The 15,114-nt window shown below is 61.5% G+C and carries 18 protein-coding genes and 2 pseudogenes; 10 read left to right on the top strand and 10 right to left on the bottom strand.

What is annotated here, in order from left to right:
• Positions 1-94 precede the first annotated feature (94 nt).
• Positions 95-466 (bottom strand): DUF3703 domain-containing protein, encoded by a 372-nt coding sequence (locus RM96_RS28160; protein ID WP_039015021.1) that lies wholly within the window; start codon positions 464-466, stop codon positions 95-97.
• A 97-nt stretch (positions 467-563) separates the two neighbouring features.
• On the opposite strand from RM96_RS28160, the gene RM96_RS28155 reads away from it, so the two are divergent.
• Complete coding sequence (locus RM96_RS28155; protein ID WP_152624225.1) at positions 564-1,388, top strand: AraC family transcriptional regulator; 825 nt, start codon at positions 564-566, stop codon at positions 1,386-1,388.
• Positions 1,389-1,787: 399 nt separating this feature from the next.
• On the opposite strand, the gene RM96_RS28150 is transcribed toward RM96_RS28155, so the two are convergent.
• Positions 1,788-2,162, bottom strand: a complete 375-nt coding sequence (locus RM96_RS28150; RefSeq protein ID WP_039015020.1) for a hypothetical protein — start codon at positions 2,160-2,162, stop codon at positions 1,788-1,790.
• 214 nt (positions 2,163-2,376) lie between these two features.
• Positions 2,377-3,120: a DNA/RNA non-specific endonuclease gene (locus RM96_RS28145; protein WP_039015019.1), complete on the bottom strand. Its 744-nt coding sequence runs from the start codon at positions 3,118-3,120 to the stop codon at positions 2,377-2,379.
• Positions 3,121-3,305: 185 nt separating this feature from the next.
• Between RM96_RS28145 and RM96_RS28140 the strand changes: the two genes are divergently transcribed.
• Together RM96_RS28140 and RM96_RS40315 are read left to right on the top strand one after the other, a co-directional pair.
• Positions 3,306-3,626 carry an H-NS histone family protein gene (locus RM96_RS28140; RefSeq protein ID WP_039015018.1) on the top strand — a complete coding sequence of 107 codons (321 nt, stop codon included), beginning with the start codon at positions 3,306-3,308 and terminating at the stop codon, positions 3,624-3,626.
• A 655-nt stretch (positions 3,627-4,281) separates the two neighbouring features.
• Positions 4,282-4,452: a hypothetical protein gene (locus tag RM96_RS40315; protein ID WP_238587449.1), complete on the top strand. Its 171-nt coding sequence runs from the start codon at positions 4,282-4,284 to the stop codon at positions 4,450-4,452.
• 37 nt (positions 4,453-4,489) lie between these two features.
• On the opposite strand, the gene RM96_RS39520 is transcribed toward RM96_RS40315, so the two are convergent.
• A complete protein-coding gene (locus tag RM96_RS39520) occupies positions 4,490-4,741 on the bottom strand; it encodes a hypothetical protein (protein ID WP_193752541.1) in 252 nt (83 codons plus the stop codon).
• Positions 4,742-5,283: 542 nt separating this feature from the next.
• On the opposite strand from RM96_RS39520, the gene RM96_RS39515 reads away from it, so the two are divergent.
• Positions 5,284-5,421: a hypothetical protein gene (locus tag RM96_RS39515; protein ID WP_193752540.1), complete on the top strand. Its 138-nt coding sequence runs from the start codon at positions 5,284-5,286 to the stop codon at positions 5,419-5,421.
• 172 nt (positions 5,422-5,593) lie between these two features.
• Here RM96_RS39515 and RM96_RS28125 read toward each other — a convergent pair whose 3' ends face one another.
• From RM96_RS28125 to RM96_RS28115, 3 genes are all read right to left on the bottom strand, one after another.
• Positions 5,594-6,025 carry an HU family DNA-binding protein gene (locus tag RM96_RS28125; protein ID WP_039015015.1) on the bottom strand — a complete coding sequence of 144 codons (432 nt, stop codon included), beginning with the start codon at positions 6,023-6,025 and terminating at the stop codon, positions 5,594-5,596.
• Positions 6,026-6,182: 157 nt separating this feature from the next.
• Positions 6,183-7,091 carry a tyrosine-type recombinase/integrase gene (locus tag RM96_RS28120; protein ID WP_052279798.1) on the bottom strand — a complete coding sequence of 303 codons (909 nt, stop codon included), beginning with the start codon at positions 7,089-7,091 and terminating at the stop codon, positions 6,183-6,185.
• Between the two features lie 247 nt (positions 7,092-7,338).
• The gene (locus RM96_RS28115; protein ID WP_052279796.1) at positions 7,339-7,647 is read right to left on the bottom strand and encodes a helix-turn-helix domain-containing protein; all 309 of its coding nucleotides are present in this window, start codon (positions 7,645-7,647) and stop codon (positions 7,339-7,341) included.
• A gap of 125 nt (positions 7,648-7,772) precedes the next feature.
• Between RM96_RS28115 and RM96_RS36585 the strand changes: the two are divergent.
• Both RM96_RS36585 and RM96_RS28100 read left to right on the top strand, forming a co-directional pair.
• A pseudogene (locus tag RM96_RS36585) lies at positions 7,773-8,245 on the top strand (IS110 family transposase); the annotation flags it as partial.
• Between the two features lie 102 nt (positions 8,246-8,347).
• Positions 8,348-8,608 carry a hypothetical protein gene (locus RM96_RS28100; RefSeq protein ID WP_039015012.1) on the top strand — a complete coding sequence of 87 codons (261 nt, stop codon included), beginning with the start codon at positions 8,348-8,350 and terminating at the stop codon, positions 8,606-8,608.
• 74 nt (positions 8,609-8,682) lie between these two features.
• On the opposite strand, the gene tnpC is transcribed toward RM96_RS28100, so the two are convergent.
• Both tnpC and RM96_RS28090 read right to left on the bottom strand, forming a co-directional pair.
• Positions 8,683-10,275: an IS66 family transposase gene (gene tnpC / locus RM96_RS28095; protein ID WP_039015011.1), complete on the bottom strand. Its 1,593-nt coding sequence runs from the start codon at positions 10,273-10,275 to the stop codon at positions 8,683-8,685.
• A 95-nt stretch (positions 10,276-10,370) separates the two neighbouring features.
• Positions 10,371-10,610 carry a hypothetical protein gene (locus RM96_RS28090; RefSeq protein ID WP_052279795.1) on the bottom strand — a complete coding sequence of 80 codons (240 nt, stop codon included), beginning with the start codon at positions 10,608-10,610 and terminating at the stop codon, positions 10,371-10,373.
• A gap of 154 nt (positions 10,611-10,764) precedes the next feature.
• Between RM96_RS28090 and RM96_RS28085 the strand changes: the two genes are divergently transcribed.
• Complete coding sequence (locus tag RM96_RS28085) at positions 10,765-11,019, top strand: hypothetical protein (protein ID WP_039015010.1); 255 nt, start codon at positions 10,765-10,767, stop codon at positions 11,017-11,019.
• Positions 11,020-11,066: 47 nt separating this feature from the next.
• Here the strand turns inward: RM96_RS28085 and RM96_RS28080 are convergent, their stop codons facing one another.
• Complete coding sequence (locus tag RM96_RS28080; protein ID WP_052279794.1) at positions 11,067-12,005, bottom strand: GSU2403 family nucleotidyltransferase fold protein; 939 nt, start codon at positions 12,003-12,005, stop codon at positions 11,067-11,069.
• Positions 12,006-12,387: 382 nt separating this feature from the next.
• Here RM96_RS28080 and RM96_RS28075 point away from each other — a divergent pair, with 382 nt between their 5' ends.
• The 3 genes and pseudogenes from RM96_RS28075 to RM96_RS38975 all read left to right on the top strand — a co-directional run bounded on the left by RM96_RS28075 (position 12,388) and on the right by RM96_RS38975 (position 14,919).
• Complete coding sequence (locus tag RM96_RS28075; protein ID WP_039015009.1) at positions 12,388-14,199, top strand: ABC transporter transmembrane domain-containing protein; 1,812 nt, start codon at positions 12,388-12,390, stop codon at positions 14,197-14,199.
• An 85-nt stretch (positions 14,200-14,284) separates the two neighbouring features.
• Positions 14,285-14,356 (top strand): annotated as a pseudogene (locus RM96_RS40310) (H-NS histone family protein); the annotation flags it as partial.
• A 296-nt stretch (positions 14,357-14,652) separates the two neighbouring features.
• Entirely contained in the window at positions 14,653-14,919 is a 267-nt protein-coding gene (locus RM96_RS38975; protein ID WP_152624224.1) for an SWIM zinc finger family protein, read from the top strand.
• The last annotated feature ends 195 nt before the right edge of the window (positions 14,920-15,114 follow it).

The following is a 15,114-nucleotide window of genomic DNA, read 5'->3' as shown; positions in this document are numbered from 1 at the left end:
TGCCATACCTCGTCGCTCAACAGCGTCCGGACCATCTTGCCTCGCTCGCGCAAAAGACAAGATGTAAACACATTTATTCAAATGTAAACAGACCCTAGTGCACTGTGCGAGCGGCGTCGATGAGCCGCTGCAGGTCTGCCGGAACCGGCATGGGCCTGAAGCCGCTGACGCTGGTGCCGCCGGTATTTCCGAAGGGCACCCAACCCAGCCAGGTATTCAACATAGCGGCGAGGATTCGCCAAGCCTGGCCGAAGGCTTCACGCGCAATGTTCTGGCGGAGCGCCCAGCAGAACATCGCCCAGTGGGCGCGCACGTGTTCCACAGTGGATTCCTGCCCAAGGATGTGGGCGCGCTCGAGATGTGTGAACGCCGAGATTGGCTCGCCCCGAGCTTCGCGCGCCGCTGCGGCATCGAGCTCGGCCTGGACATGGGGGCGAATTTGAAGGGCGAAGGTAGAGAGGTACATCGTGCGTGTCCGGGGTGGGCTGCGAATATGCGAGCAATTGTCGGGGCCGCGCACGGAATGAACTTGAACGAAACGGCTGAGTTGAGGGGGTAGCGTCGTGACAGCACTACAGGGCGATTCCGTGCATCCGTCCATCGCGCCCGGTCGTTTCTCGGCCGTCACATCCACGGGTCGTGTCTACTTCTGGCAAGGCGGCAGTCTCTGGATAGGTGAAGGTCAGGGTAGAACGCAGTGGCACGAGCACCATGCCCATCAACTCGCTATCGCGTTAAGCGGTAGCTTCCGCTTTCGCACCGAGGCTGATGGCGCCTGGACTGACTACGAAGGCGCCATCGTCCCCAGTGAATGCACGCACCAGTTTGAAGTTGATGGCGCCACCATGGCCCACCTCTTCGTGGAACCCGAAAGCAGCGCTGGGCGCGCACTCACAGCAAGCTTTGGTTCGAATGCCGTTGCCGAACTCCCGGCCGCAGGTGCCCGCGCGGCTGCCAAGTTGCTGTTCGAAGCGATGCAGTCGAGCCAGTTGGCCAAGGACATGGTCGAGGCCGCAACGTCGGCCGTGGCGGCGCTCTGTGGAACTGCGACCAGGCCAGACAAAGACCTGGACCCGCGTCTTAGCCGGGCTCTGGACTATATCCGCTCAAACATTCGGAATCCTCTCTCACTGAGTGAGGTGGCCTCAGCGGTCGCCTTGTCGGAGAGTCGTTTTCGGCATCTGTTTGTCGCCGGGACCGGCAGCTCGTTCAGAGCGTACCTCCTATGGCTGCGCATCAATCTGGCTATCGAGGCAGTCATGTCCGGCGCATCCTGGACCGAGGCCGCGCATGAGGCGGGATTTGCGGACTCGGCTCACCTGACTCGGACGCACAAGCGCATGTTCGGCATCGAACCGACAGCACTGCGCCCGCCACCGCTCGGGTAATGGAATGATGATCCTTCAAAAGGCGCGCAGACGCTTGGCCGAGGCCGAGTCAACCGCCATTCTGGGTCACTGGGTCGCCTCACCCACAGGTCGTACCAAGCGTCACGACCGCTGCCCGCGATGGTATTGACACGTTAGAGAGCGAACGTTTGGCTCGGCTCGAAGCGGCGAGAGTTCGTGGTCGAACAAGCGGTCGCCCGCATCTTCTGGGCCTCAAACAGCGTCGAGCCGCTCTGGCGATGATGAGAAGCAGAAAGATGTCGGTCGCTGAAATTGGGCGGCACTTGAGTGTGTCTCGTTTCCACCTTCTACGGCAGACAAGCTCCGAGCAAACACCGTACGGGAATAGTGTCCGAATTAGGACACGCAAGGGTAGAGGGTGGCCTTCAGGGCGGCGGCTTACTCTGTCCACTCTGCATCCACGTCTCTCATCAAGTGCCCAGCGAGGATGTAGTCTCCCAACTTCGCCGCCTTTGCCTCCAACTGCTCCAGTTCACCTACCGACAGTTCACGTAGCTCAAACTGGCAGTACAGATTCCGTTGCCGGAACGTCGTCTTTGGTCGCGCCAAGCCTGCAACCAATGCCGCCACCGACTTGACGGCAATATTCTCATGGCTGCGATACTCGACGCGTATCCCTGCCTTCTGCCCCCGCCGGCCGAGCTCGATTGCGTCTTGCCACCCTGATTCGTAGTCCAACTCCAGCGCGGTTATGCCTCGGGTATCAAGCAGGCGCAGCGCTTCAGTCTTGCTCCTGGCGCATGCTGTTGTCACGGTGCTCCCTCCTTCACTTCATGTTGCGCGCGCTCGCCTTTGTTGCGGTGCGGCGATACACATACCCTAACTGCTGCCGCACGCTTGCGCAATCGCGATTTCGTTGCTCGGGAGCATGTGTTTGGCGAAGATTGCTAGGCGGGCGGGGGCCCGCCGGTGTCAGCTGTGCACAGCTTGATGATGACAATGAAACGTCAGATGTCTTAACTGAGCGTCATTCCGCTATTGGGACACCAGGAAGAAAGTTCACGCCAGTTCGTTTGACAAGCTCACGATACGTAATAGGCTGTCCAGCACGTGCTGAATCTGAATTCTCAATCCAATGCGCCCAAGCGCGATGGGTTGTCGGGTCATACACAAGCTTGAACAGGTATTGAGGCACCCACACCTGGTCCGGTCCGATGGTGGTGGGAGCGCCGGCCCCGAACACCGGCCCGGTGATGACGTACACGTCCCCCTTGGCACGCCGGACGTATTTGCGCGTTGATTTCTCGATGCCTGCCCAGCTCTTCCTATTGTTCTGTGGGGCCTGGGGCACCATATTGGCCAGCGAGAAGCTCTGCGCCATGGCCGTTGCATTGGGCATATCTCCAGCGGGCGCCATGTGGCCACGGTCATAGCCGGAGCTCTTATAGTCATCGAGCTCCGAGCGTTCTGCCCGGGGTAGTCGAGCATCAGCGAAGAAGCGGTTTGTCCGTTCTTCGTCCTGCGCGTCAGCGACTTGCTCTGCATTCAGTCGCTCGGCGACATAGACTGGTGTCTTCGTCGTGCCGGAATGCAATACGGCAAACGAATCAAAACACAGGGCGCGCGGCTTAAGGTTTTGGCTTCGGACCTGCGGGACAGCCCCTTGTGCAAAGAACTGCGGGCAACGGTCAAAGTCCGTTGCTGCTTGAACCGGGGCGGTGAAGCTAAGGCAAATGGCGGCGGCTGCGGCCAGCCGTGAAACAAGATGCATTGATTCCTTCCTTTGGCTGTCTATCCCTTCCTGATTGCGAGGAAGGGGCCGGGAGGATAGCACTCACGAAGGAATAATTCAGCAGCTACCTAATCTTTCACGGAGAGGTTCGACTCGCGAAGTCAGTGAAAACTCAGAAGAGTGCTGTACGATATGAGTCACCAACAAAGAAAAGGATATTTTAAATGGCAACTTACAAGCAGCTCATGGCGGAAAAGGAAGCGCTGGAAGCCAAACTGGCCGAAGTTCGCGCCAGTGAGGTCGCAGGTGTCATCGAGCAAATCCAGACTTTGATGGCCGAGTATGAACTTACGGTCGATGACATTGCCACGAAGCGTCGCCGTGGACGACCGGCTGCTGGCGCTGGGAAGGGTGTCGCGAAGAAGAAGCCGGCGCAGCCGGCGAAGTATATGGACCCGAAGACCGGCGCGACCTGGTCGGGACGCGGGCGCGCGCCGGCGTGGCTCGGCAAGAATAGAACGAGATTTTTGATTCCCGAAGCCTGAGAGGGCGTGTACGGCGGCGTGCGGAGGGGGACTTTGAGGCTAGTCGACGGGATGCTTCGGCCTTCGACGAAAACCAAACCTTCGCACGACAGTGGCAGACAGCCTCACCACATCTATTCGGGCAATTCCAGTTTCATGCCGCGAAGGGGCGGCTTGGCACACCGAATTGCGCCCTTGGCTCGGTCCTTCCTGTCGTAGTCATCTCTCAATTCGGCGCAACGGCACGCACAGTTACTTCGTCCTTGTCATCGTCTCCGGAGCCCTTCTGCTCGGTCGCCATCGAGAACGGCTCTACTGGATAGCCGTGATATTCCCACGCATCCAGAGAGATCAGCGTGCTGACCTCTGCTTCTTGTGTGGCAAGGTCAAGTTACGCGGCGCGCCGGCGACGGACATATCCGCGACATCGTGAAGCAGGTCTACGCCTTCGCCACCTGCCGGAGCGGGCAATGACGGCTGGCAACATGGCAACGCAGAGCGAGCTGGATTCCATCTGGTAACAGGCCATCGTCGACCAGACCAAGGCAGTGGTATGCGCGCCAGGAGTGCCGCACGGCTGGTCCCGCGCGGTACTCCTGGCGCAGATCGACACCCGCCTGATTGGCCGCCCCGTCGGGCGCCAAACAACCTTGTCCCCCAACTGCGTCGCCGCGGCATGGACAATCCGATTGGGGTGGCCCAGTACCAGTTCGTTGCTGAACTCCCGGCCGAGCTGCAGAAAAGCCTGCCGAGCGTCAAAACACTGACGCAAGATACACGCCGCGGTGAAAACAAATTGTGTCAATCCTGCGGCGACGTGGCACTGTCTCGCGACATCCTCGTGTAGTCTTGCTGCCGATTACCTTATGCTTTACGGTGCAAGTTCAATGGCGCGATACCTCCAAATGGCAGTCTGAGCCTTCTGCGTTGGCGCCATCATTGTGGTCGTCGCCGTCGTCTCCCGACAAGTATATTTGCGGAAAGTCGTAGAGGGAAAGCAGCACCAGGCGCGCAAGCTCCCAGCCGATAACCAACACTGCCTTGATCAACAGGAGCGCATATGTGTTCAAACGCGATTCACTTGCTGAGATCCACGGCGACTGTCGTGCTGCTGGGGGTGGCTTCGGCGGCAGCATTTTCTGCTCCACCGTCGAGCAGTCGACCGCTGACTCTTGATACCCAGCGCGGTATCAGTGACGGCGGAACCGGCGGCACTGAGCTGCAAACCGCGCCGCTTTTGCTCCCGCGGGCTGAAGGGGTGCAGCCGATTGCAACACCCGAGGCGCCGCAGGCCAACGGATCGACTCCATACCCATACATCGTCGCGCCGTATATCCAGGTGCCTGGTGGTGCGCCGACGCCTATTCCGCAGCCGCGTCCCAGGCCCACGCCGCATTCGCCGTAGGCTGGGTGTTTTCCCGCGTGTCGTGGCGATTCCGTGCCGCGGGCCGCGAGACTTCACTCGACGACGACGTACTTGAGCGCAGAATGACCAGCGAAACAACGGGACGCCAGCAGAAATCCAGGGCATTCTGGTACCCAATCGGGACTACTTCACCGTCAGGGTGGCCGACCGGCACGCAGCGCGCAATGTCTCCCAGGTCCTGTATGGGAGCACCAAAGAGGAAACCACGTCGGCCCCTCCGTGCGCCTGACCGGCCTTGGCGGATGTGTCCAGTTGGATAACCGCGAGTTAGCCGAGCGCTTCGCCGAACACGCGCTAACTGGATTGCGCGAGGGCAACGGTGATGATATTGAGCTGGTGGCGGTCGTTGGCACCGCGCTCACCAAGATTTCCGTGCGCTGCGCAGTCTGAGCGAGTCCGGACGATGCTTGCCAGTCTAGACCAGCGCGGCGAAGCACTGCGGATCAGGAAGCCCGCCCGCGCAGGCCGGTAATGGCGGTCACACACCTGGTGTGTTCAATGAAAAAAATGAAAAGCCCCGACATCGCGAAGATGCCGGGGCTTTTCATTTTCCGAGGCGCAATTAGATTGCGGCGTCCTTCAGCTTCTTCAGCGGCCGGACCTTAACCTTCACGCTGGCAGGCTTGGCGGCGAACCATTGATCCTGGCCGGTGAACGGGTTCTTTCCGAAACGCTTCTTAGTTGCCGGCACTTGAATGGCCGCCACCTTGAAGAGGCCGGGCAGGGTGAACTCGCCCGCGCCCTTCTTGTGGATCGCGCTCACGATGGTGTTCTCAAGGTGGGCAAGCACGGTCTGCACGGTCTTCTTGTCCAGCTCGGTCTGGGCGACCAGGTGCGCCAGCAGGCTCGACTTGTTGAAGGTGTCCTTCAGCGGCTTGGCGACAGGCGCTGCGGCAGCGGCCTTCTTGGCTGGTGCTGCAGTCTTTGCCGGAGCGGCTTTCTTGGCAGTAGGCTTGGTAACAGTCTTTGCGACAGGTTTTGCTTTAGTGGCCATGGTCTTCTGTTGAGTTTGCCAACGAATCGAGCGCTAAGGCTGTGGCGACATGCCGATTAGCCTTGCGATCGAGCGAAGCATAGCAAAAGCCCTCGCAAGCGCAATACTGGCGCGAGCATTGAGGCAAGAAGCGATGCGCGGCCGCAACGAATAGCCCTCATGCAGGCCTGATAGTTGCAGCGATACGGTCGCAGGTTCGTGTGCTGGTCAGGCCCATGCGCTCGCTTACCGCTTGCCGATCCTGGCCCGCCAACAACTGCCGTCGACAGAATGTGTTGCGCAGGATGCGAGGGCTCATGTCGGCGGCGCTGAAATCGATCGCTTCCAGTGCGGCACGAACGATTACGCCCAGGGTCTTGACGGTCATGGCCTGGCCGTTGGTCTGCAACGAGAAGATCAGGTTGCCGGCGATGGGCAGGGCGGGGCGGCGCTCTTGCCATGCGGCAAGAATTGGGACGCAGAAGGATTCCAGGTGGACGGTACGCGTGTCCCGTGCCCCATGTGCTGGCACGCGCAGGTAGGGCGGATTGGCTGCCGGGTGCAGGTCGCCTGTCACGGCTGCGCGCATCTCCGCGACGGTAATGCCGGTGCCCAGAAACAGCGCCACGACGGCCCGACTGCGTCGTTGCGCGAGGTCGTCGCCGGGAGTGGGTTGCGCCCAGGCCTGCAGGCGGGCGTCGGCGGTTTCGGGCAGGTAGATCGGGGTGGGCTCATCCTCGGGCCAGTGGGCTTCGCCCACCAGTGGCGCCGCTGGATTGGACTGGCGCACGCCGATGGCGACCAGGTGGCGACACAGTCGGTCCAGCAGCTTCAGGTAGCGCATGCGCGTGGCGACACCGTGGTGCGCACCCGCAGGCGTGTGCCACAGCGCGGCGATATGCTCCGGGCCGAAGCTGGCCAGTGTGGTGCCGCGTTCGAGCAGATGGCGGCGGAAGTGCTCGAACATGGCGCGGTGCTGGACAATCGAGCGCGCCGAGAACGGGCGGCGATCCGCGCCGCTCGCCTCGCGTAGTTGCCAGTCAGCATAGGCCGCGGAGGGATTGGTGTGCCAGAGGGAGGTGTCCATGGTGCGCATTCGGTCGGTTATATACTGAATTTAGCCTCCCCACACACCTGCCGCCTCGCCCGAGGCGGAAAAGGCTCGCAGAGGAGGGGCCAGGGCGCGCGCCGGTGGCGCGTTTAGAAGCAAGGCCTACCGTATCGGTTGCGGCGCGCTTACAGGCGGGCTCGCGTACAGGCATAGCGGGGATGCGCCCATCCCGTATTTCGGCGGATCTCCCGCAAGCAGCGCTCTTGCGGTAAGCCGGCTAAATTCAATCTATGGGCAGCTTCTCGGCCGCCAGGGTCGGGCCGAAGTCGGTGTAGCTGTCGCGGATCAGGCCGCGCACGCGGGATTCGAGCCCGGGCGGAAGTTGGCGATGACCAGGGGCGCCTTGGCGACGATTCTGTAAGCCTGGAGCGCCTTCATCCTGATACCGGCGCAGCAGGCGCAGCGTCTGGCGTGGACTCAAGCCCAGCCGAGCCGCTGCAATGCCTGTCTTCAGGTGACCGTCTGCCAGGGCCTGCAAGACCTTGAGCCGGTCCAATTGGCGCATCGTCATGGTGATCGTGTCCGGTCGCATGGCGGCTCCCTGGCAGGCTGCGGCCGTACAGGGTACCTTGCCAAAACTCGGACATAATGAAATGGTCAGCCCGATCTCCGATGCATCGCCTAGGCTGGAGGCGTCACTTTCCGGAGGAGCCTGCCATGAGCGAAGTCACCTTGATCGGCATTGATCTCGGCAAACATGTCTTTCACTTGCATGCTCAGGATCGCGGCGGGCATGAACTCTGGCGCAAGAAGTTGACGCGCAAGCAGTTGCTTCTTTTGATGAGCAACTTTCCGAGCTGCACGCTGGTCATGGAGGCCTGCGCAGGCTCCCATTGCCTTGCGCGAGAACTGCAGGCACTCGCCACGAAGCCAAGCTAATCGCGCCACAGTACGTCAAGCCGTTTGTGAAGGGCAACAAGAATGATTTCGTGGACGCGGAGGCTATTTGCGAGGCGGCTGCCCGACCCGCCATGCGTTTCGTCAGCCCAAAGACAGAAGCCCAGCAAACACTCGCCGCGCTGCATCGCGTCAGGGAGGGGCTAGTGCGAGAACGCACGGCGACTGTCAATCGCATTCACGGCATTCTGCTCGAGTTTGGCATCAGCCTACCCGTCGGCATGCGTGTCATTGGTAAGGGCTAAATTCAGCACACCTTGTTGAGTCGATCCGTTAGCCGGTAACGTATGCAAGACGGGAACGTTACCGGGTAACCATGACGAGGGGAGTGCAGGATGGCGCAGACGACAGCTCAGCGGCAGGCGGCCTATCGGGCAAGGCGCGCGACGGCAGGCAAGGACGGCAACGGAGAACGTCGGCTGGACATGTGGGTAAGTAGCGAAGCGGATCTCGCGCTCGCGCGGCTGGCACGCCGTTACGCGGTAACGAAGCGAGAGATGCTGGAGCGGCTGATCGCGCGAGTCGACGACGCCATCGTGCGTCGGCTCGATCCGGATTCGGAGCAATGGGATCACTATTTCAAAGCGAGCCGGTAGGCTTGCCAGTTACCGGGTAACGGGCGAGTGCTCCCATATGGCCGATCGGCGCCTCGGGTGCGGTCGGTCGTCGTTCAGGCGGCAGACGCTGCGACGAAGCTGAACGGCAGCAGGTCGATGACGTCCGCGTCCGGGGCGCGCTGCGGCAATTCCGTTAGTACGTGCAGCAGATAGGCGTACGGCTCAACGCCGCAGGCCCGGCACGTGAGCATCAGGCTATAGACCATCGCGCTGGCCTTCGCGCCGGCGACCGTGTCGCTGAACAGCCAGGACCTTCTCGCGGTTGCAAACGGCCTAACGTCTCGTTCGATGACGTTGTTGTCCACGGGCGCACGCCCATCGACAACATAGCGGCTCAAGTATTCCCACTGATTCCGCGTGTAGACGATCGCCTTGCCCAGCAGGCTCTCTGGCAACACCCGCGGGGCCTGCTCGTCCAGCCACGCCTTGAACGCCGTCAGGAGCGGTACACTATGCTGCTGGCGCAGCCGATACGTGTAGTCAGCGCGCGATTGTCCTTCGGGCAACTCAGCCTTGGCGAGCGCCTCGACCTGATAGAGGGCCTTGAAGTATTCGAGCGCCTGCGCGGCGTGCCCGCCAAGCTTCTTCTGCCCCTTGAGCACATCGAAAAACGCGCGTCTCGCATGCGCCAGGCAGCCGAAGTGGGTCACGCCCTCAAGCGTGCGCCACGCGCTGTAGCCGTCGGTCATCAGCATGCCCTCGTAGCCGGCGAGAAACGCCTGCGGGTACTCCTGTCCGCGCCCTGGCTGGTAATCGAACAGCACCACGGGTTCCCCGCAGTCCTCCTCGCTGCGGTAGACCCACATATATGATTTGCTCTGCGCGGCCTTGCCTTGCTCCTTGAGCACCTGCACCGTTGTCTCGTCCGCATGGATCAGTGGCTGCGATAGCAGCGTGCGGCGCAGCGCCTCATACAGCCGGCTGTAATGCAACTCGGCAGGCCGGATGATCCAGTTGGCCAGCGTGCCACGGCCAACTTCAATGCCGGCGCGCCCGAGCGCATCTTCCATGCGATACAGCGGCGTGCCGTCAACGTACTTGCCGATGGTCACCGTCGCCAGCATTGCCGGGCTTGCGTTGCTGCCCGGCAGTGGTTGCGCTGGCATCGGCGCGGTCACCACCGGCGTGCGTTCGGCATTGCGCTCGCAGTGCCGACACGCGTATTTGAAGCGGACGTGCTGCAGTACGGAGACCTTTGCTTCGATGTGCAACTGCTCGCTGACTTCCTCGCCCAAGCGGTGCATCGAGCCCTGGCAGCACGGGCAGATCTTCTGGTCTTCGGTCAGGTCATACTCGATGCGCTGGCGCGGCAACTCCGCCGGCAGCGGCTTGCGGCCACGTTTGCGGCCTGCGGGCTTATCGGGCTCTGGCAGCCCCGTGCCCGGCGGCGCGAGCGCTTCATCCTCATCGTCGTTGGCCGGCGCCGCGGTAGCCATCTGCTCGGCTTCGTCGAACACGCGGTCCTTGATCTTCTCGCTGCTTGGCGCGAAGCGTTTGGATTGCGCAAGCCGGAACTGTTCCTCAAGGAGTTTGATGCGATCGTTCAACTGTGCAATGTGCTGAGCGTTGACAGCAGCCCGCGCTTCGAGTTCGCGGATATAGGCCTGGGCGGCCGGCGGCAATTGCGAGAGGTCGTGTTCGTTCATGCTGAATACGATAGTGCAGCCACCGCTCAATCGGGTATACGTCACACTGAAAGACCATCAAGCCGTGTGCTGATATTTTCGCGACGGGTGCCGCTTCACGGCGTCCACGTCGATACCGTCGCCGGGCGGTTGGCGGGAATGGGGACAAAATCGAAATGGGCGGCGGCATACAGTGCATTGCACGCCCAGTAGAAGGTGACCCACTTGCCACCGCTGATGCTTGGGGCGCCGGGAAACACCTCATCATGGCCGTTGCCACCGTCCAGCGGGAAGGGCGCGTGGGGCACGGCCCAGTAGTGGCCGCTCGGTAAGGCTTCGATCGATTTCCGGGACATTCTTTTCAGAACCGCCACGCGGTGTCACGTAACGCACGAACTCGCCGCCGCGGCGAAACGGAGTGTGTCAATCCTCCAAAGGCGTTACACCGTGGCGAGACGGCCTCGTGTAGGCTCACTGCCAATCCCCTCATGTTTGTACAGTAATTTCGCCATGGCGCAGTACCTCTCCATTGCCGTTCGAGCGTTCTGCGTCGGCGCCATCATTGTGATCATCGCCGTTGTCTTGCGGCAAGTCTATCTGCAGGTCGCCGCAGATGATGGCTTTGCCCGCGCTGACCAGGAACCCGCAGCTACGATGATGATGCGGTGTGAGGCGATGCACAGCCGCCTGCAAAGTCGGCATATTGCCGAAGACGCGGCGAATGCTGACGAGGTGCTGCCGCGTGCGCGGTGTCTGGAGTCCTGAATTTCCGAATTCGTGGCGAGGACCCATCGAGCAGACAGCCCGCTTCGCTAAGCTCCGAGTTGGAAGCGATTGGCGAGTTCTTCGACGATCGATGCCTGTAGTCTGTCGCGGGAAACCTTGAGTGGATCGCGATCGGCGGTCGATGCCATCCAACGCTTGAAGTCGACAAACGCGGTTGGACTGATAGTTGTCATCCGAGCTATCCGTCCGGTCACGGAAACGATGGGCGCCGAGAATGGAGGCGACCCCAGCAGGACATTTGCGCGTCGCGCCTGGACTGCCCAGAGGTCGTCTTCATCGTCGGTCAACTGAAGCGGGCGGGGGTCAAGATCTGCGGCCTCACGGCTCAGGATGTCCACCTCAAAACCCTTTGCGTTCACTGCCGTAAAGAGTTGGTCATCCCGAATCTCGAATGTGCTATCTACCTTGCGTAGAACATCCAGCATCGAGAGGTCCAGATTCTTCATTCGGGAGGCAAACAGGAGGCTTTTCCGCGTATCCCAAAGGAGATCGACGTCGCGAGTTGCGAGCGCGCGTTCTTGCAAGCGAACACCGGCCGCGGCTTCATATGCATATAGGGCATGTGTCCCGATGACGATGAAGTGTTCGGCGATATTGAGTCGAGTCATCACATGAAGGATGGCCACGAGGATGTCTGGCGCCCGGCCGACGTGGACCGCGCGATTCAGGCGCCGATGTCGGTCAAGCTCGTCAGTGAGTGTCTTAAGCCTGGTTTCGGCGGCTTCTTTACGCGTGATGAACCGCGAGTACAGGTCCTCGGTCTTTTCGGAGCGCGCCCCAAGGCTTTTCTGTTTGTTGTCGACGCCGGTCCTAATGAGGTACTCGCGGCCCTTCGTGGTTCGCCAGAGCATGCCACCGCGGACTTCTGTGGCCTTGGCACGCGCAGATTCCCACGCTTCGAACACCGCTTTAGCGTCGATATACTGGCGCAGTGCGTCCTCGTCCAATTCGATCCACGGATCCATATCGTTTCAGTATAAAACAGCCATATCCCTATTTTATACTGAAACATCTTGGATGTGGCTCAGGCGGCGCGTGCACTAGTCCGCTCGCGCGCTTGCAACGCCCATAGCGGCAGGCTACACGGGCAAGGTGACGCCGGAGCGCGGCCGTCGTCGTGACGAAATTATCGCGATTTCTGGCTCCTTGACCCTGCTGACGAACCTGGTGATTGCATGGAACACGCAGCGCATGCCGCCTGCAGAAGCGAGATCGAGGCTGGAACCTTGTCAATGTTGCTGCCGGAGTAGCGCCCTCGGGAGGGTCGATTGGCTGTGCTGTTTCCGACCGGCCGGGGAATCATGGGCCCCGAGGCCGTCTCGATCGCTCAAGTGAGCAGGAATCCACATGCCAGATGTCGCCCCGTCTACTACGCGTATCAGTCCACTGTTCGCCCTGTTGCCCTTCCTGCGCCCTTATGTCGGTCGCTGGGCGCTCGCATTCCTGGCGCTTGTGACTTCGGCGGGTGCCACCCTGGTGTTGCCAGTGGCGTTCAAATACCTGATCGATCGTGGCTTCGCCGGGGGCGACCGGGCGCACATCGATCGCTACTTCTTCGCGCTATTCGTCGTTTCGCTGGTTCTGGCCAGCGCCACGGCGCTGCGCTTCTATCTCGTGTCATGGCTGGGCGAGCGGGTCACGGCCGACTTGCGGCGTGCGGTCTACGACCACGTGCTGGGGATGAGTCCGCAGTTCTTCGAGACCACGCAGACTGGGGAGGTGCTATCACGGCTGACCGCCGACACCACATTGATCCAGACGGTGGTGGGCACTAGCCTGTCGCTGGGATTGCGCAATTTCTTCCTGTTGACCGGTGGTGTGGCGATGCTGGCGGTGACGAGCCCGGTGCTGTCCGGCTACATCATCGTGACGCTGATCGTGGTGGTCGCGCCCATTGTGATCTTCGGCCGACGCGTGCGGCGGCTCTCGCGTGCGAGCCAGGACAAGATCGCGAACACGAGCGCGCTGGCGGGCGAGGTGCTCAATGCCATGCCGACCGTACAGGCGTATACGCAGGAGCCATTCGAGGCGCGGCGGTTTGCCGGCGCGGTGGAGGCGGCCTTCGAGACCGCGCTCACGCGCATTCGCGCGCGTGCCTGGTTGACCGCCGTCGTTATCGTGCTGGTGTTTGCCGCGATCGTGTTCGTGCTGTGGATCGGGGCGCAGGCGGTGCTGGCCGGGCGGATGACGGCGGGCCAGTTGTCCCAGTTCATCCTCTACGCCGTGTTCACGGCAGGCGCCGTGGGCGCGGTCGCCGAAGTGTGGGGCGATCTGCAGCGCGCTGCCGGCGCCACCGAACGTTTGCTGCAATTGCTGGCTGCGCGCTCACCGGTGGTGGAGGCTGAGACCACAGTCGCGCTGACTGCGCGAGGCGAGGGCATCCGCTTCGACAACGTCGGCTTCTCGTATCCATCGCGCCCTGGCATTGCCGCGCTCTCCGCACTCTCGCTCGATGTCCGTCCGGGCGAACATGTCGCATTGGTCGGCCCGTCTGGCGCGGGTAAGACCACGCTGTTCCAGTTGCTGCTGCGTTTTTACGACCCGCAGTCCGGCCGCATTCTGATCAACGGCGTCCCGACACGCGATGTGCGGCTCGTCGATTTACGCAAGGAAATCGGCGTGGTACTGCAGGAATCGGTGATCTTTTCAGGCAGCGTGCTCGACAACATCCGCTACGGCGCGCCCGAAGCTACACTCGCTCAAGTACAGCAGGCCGCCGAAATGGCCGCTGCGGCCGGATTTATCGAAGAACTGCCGCAACGCTACGATACGTTTCTCGGCGAGCGCGGGGTGCGGCTTTCTGGTGGGCAGCGTCAGCGCATCGCGATTGCCCGCGCGATCCTGAAGAATCCGCCCATCCTGCTGCTCGACGAGGCCACCAGCGCGCTCGATGCCGCCAGTGAACGACTGGTCCAACTGGCGCTGGACAATGCCGCGCAAAATCGCACCACACTGGTCATCGCGCACCGCCTCGCTACCGTACAACAAGTCGACCGCATTGTCGTGCTGGAGCAGGGCCGCATCGTCGCGCAGGGCCGTCACGCCGATCTCATTCAGACCTCGCCGCTCTATGCGCAGCTTGCCGCCCTGCAGTTCGGCGAGCCGCCGCTGCAGACGGCACAGCGCGGCGCTGTGCGCGATCACGTCGACTCCGGGTGAATTGCCGCACGTCCTCTCGTGTTTCTGGATGGGAACTCAATATCGGCTACCCGCGCGCTGGCAGTTCGCATAAGAGGGATGGCCGGGCGAGATGCCCGATTGGCTGGGGCGGGCGGTCAATGCTGGGCAGAGTGTGGAATTTTTCCGCGTCGGGTAGCACAAGAAAGGTTGACGACCCAGCTAGTTTCGAGGCGCGCGACGGCGTCGAGAATCAGGTACGCCGAGTTGGACGTCAATGCTCGACGGCATGAAGTTGGGGGATGCCAAGATTCGCCCAAACCGCGATTACAATTGCGCGTTCCGCGCGGTACGGCGACAACTGGCCCCGAGCGCCTGCCATGGCGAGCGGGCGAGGGGGAACGGTACCCTTGTGACAGCGGATTCGCCTATCTTGGCATACCCCCTAGTCCCCGGATCTGAGAATCCACCTATTGTTGAAGGGATTCTGGCCCAGTGGCGCGACAATCTTTCGGTAGAACGTGGTGGGGCGAGCAATGGCTCAATGCCCTGACACACATCGACTACGACAATCGTCTGCCACGCGGACGGGGTTACGCCAACAAAGGGGCGGTCACGGATCTTGTCGTCAGGGCTGGAACGATTCACGCCCAGGTACCGGGCTCCCGGCCACGTCCCTACCAGGTCACGATTACGGTGCCGCCGCTTTCCGCCAAGGATTCCGCACGGCTTCTGGACGCCATCGCCTACCTTTCGGTCTAGCGACGGGCCAGGGCCGCGTCTATCACCAACGCATCTAGGCAGCTTGACCGCCCAGCATGGGGTTCCTTAGAGCCATAGCCGGTGCATCAGATCAGACCTAGTGCAGCGTTCCATTCTGTTTGGAACTTAAGCGGCGGTTGGCGCGAATGACTTTCTGCAAGATGTCGCGAGCGCTCTTGGTCCAGATGAACGGCT

The organism is Cupriavidus sp. IDO (assembly GCF_000812465.1).
Taxonomy (GTDB): Bacteria; Pseudomonadota; Gammaproteobacteria; order Burkholderiales; family Burkholderiaceae; genus Cupriavidus.
This window is presented reverse-complemented; position numbering and strand designations above follow the sequence as displayed.

Bases quoted from the DNA above. Each gene is read 5' to 3' on its own strand.
- RM96_RS28145 (WP_039015019.1), bottom strand. From the start codon at position 3,120: ATGCATCTTGTTTCACGGCTGGCCGCAGCCGCCGCCATTTGCCTTAGC.
- tnpC (WP_039015011.1), bottom strand. From the start codon at position 10,275: ATGAACGAACACGACCTCTCGCAATTGCCGCCGGCCGCCCAGGCCTAT.
- RM96_RS28075 (WP_039015009.1), top strand. From the start codon at position 12,388: ATGCCAGATGTCGCCCCGTCTACTACGCGTATCAGTCCACTGTTCGCC.
- RM96_RS40315 (WP_238587449.1), top strand. From the start codon at position 4,282: ATGGACAATCCGATTGGGGTGGCCCAGTACCAGTTCGTTGCTGAACTC.
- RM96_RS28125 (WP_039015015.1), bottom strand. From the start codon at position 6,025: ATGGCCACTAAAGCAAAACCTGTCGCAAAGACTGTTACCAAGCCTACT.
- RM96_RS28120 (WP_052279798.1), bottom strand. From the start codon at position 7,091: ATGGACACCTCCCTCTGGCACACCAATCCCTCCGCGGCCTATGCTGAC.
- RM96_RS28160 (WP_039015021.1), bottom strand. From the start codon at position 466: ATGTACCTCTCTACCTTCGCCCTTCAAATTCGCCCCCATGTCCAGGCC.
- RM96_RS28090 (WP_052279795.1), bottom strand. From the start codon at position 10,610: ATGTCCCGGAAATCGATCGAAGCCTTACCGAGCGGCCACTACTGGGCC.
- RM96_RS28115 (WP_052279796.1), bottom strand. From the start codon at position 7,647: ATGCGACCGGACACGATCACCATGACGATGCGCCAATTGGACCGGCTC.
- RM96_RS28080 (WP_052279794.1), bottom strand. From the start codon at position 12,005: ATGGATCCGTGGATCGAATTGGACGAGGACGCACTGCGCCAGTATATC.
- RM96_RS28085 (WP_039015010.1), top strand. From the start codon at position 10,765: ATGGCGCAGTACCTCTCCATTGCCGTTCGAGCGTTCTGCGTCGGCGCC.
- RM96_RS39520 (WP_193752541.1), bottom strand. From the start codon at position 4,741: ATGCTGCCGCCGAAGCCACCCCCAGCAGCACGACAGTCGCCGTGGATC.
- RM96_RS28100 (WP_039015012.1), top strand. From the start codon at position 8,348: ATGGCGCAGACGACAGCTCAGCGGCAGGCGGCCTATCGGGCAAGGCGC.
- RM96_RS28140 (WP_039015018.1), top strand. From the start codon at position 3,306: ATGGCAACTTACAAGCAGCTCATGGCGGAAAAGGAAGCGCTGGAAGCC.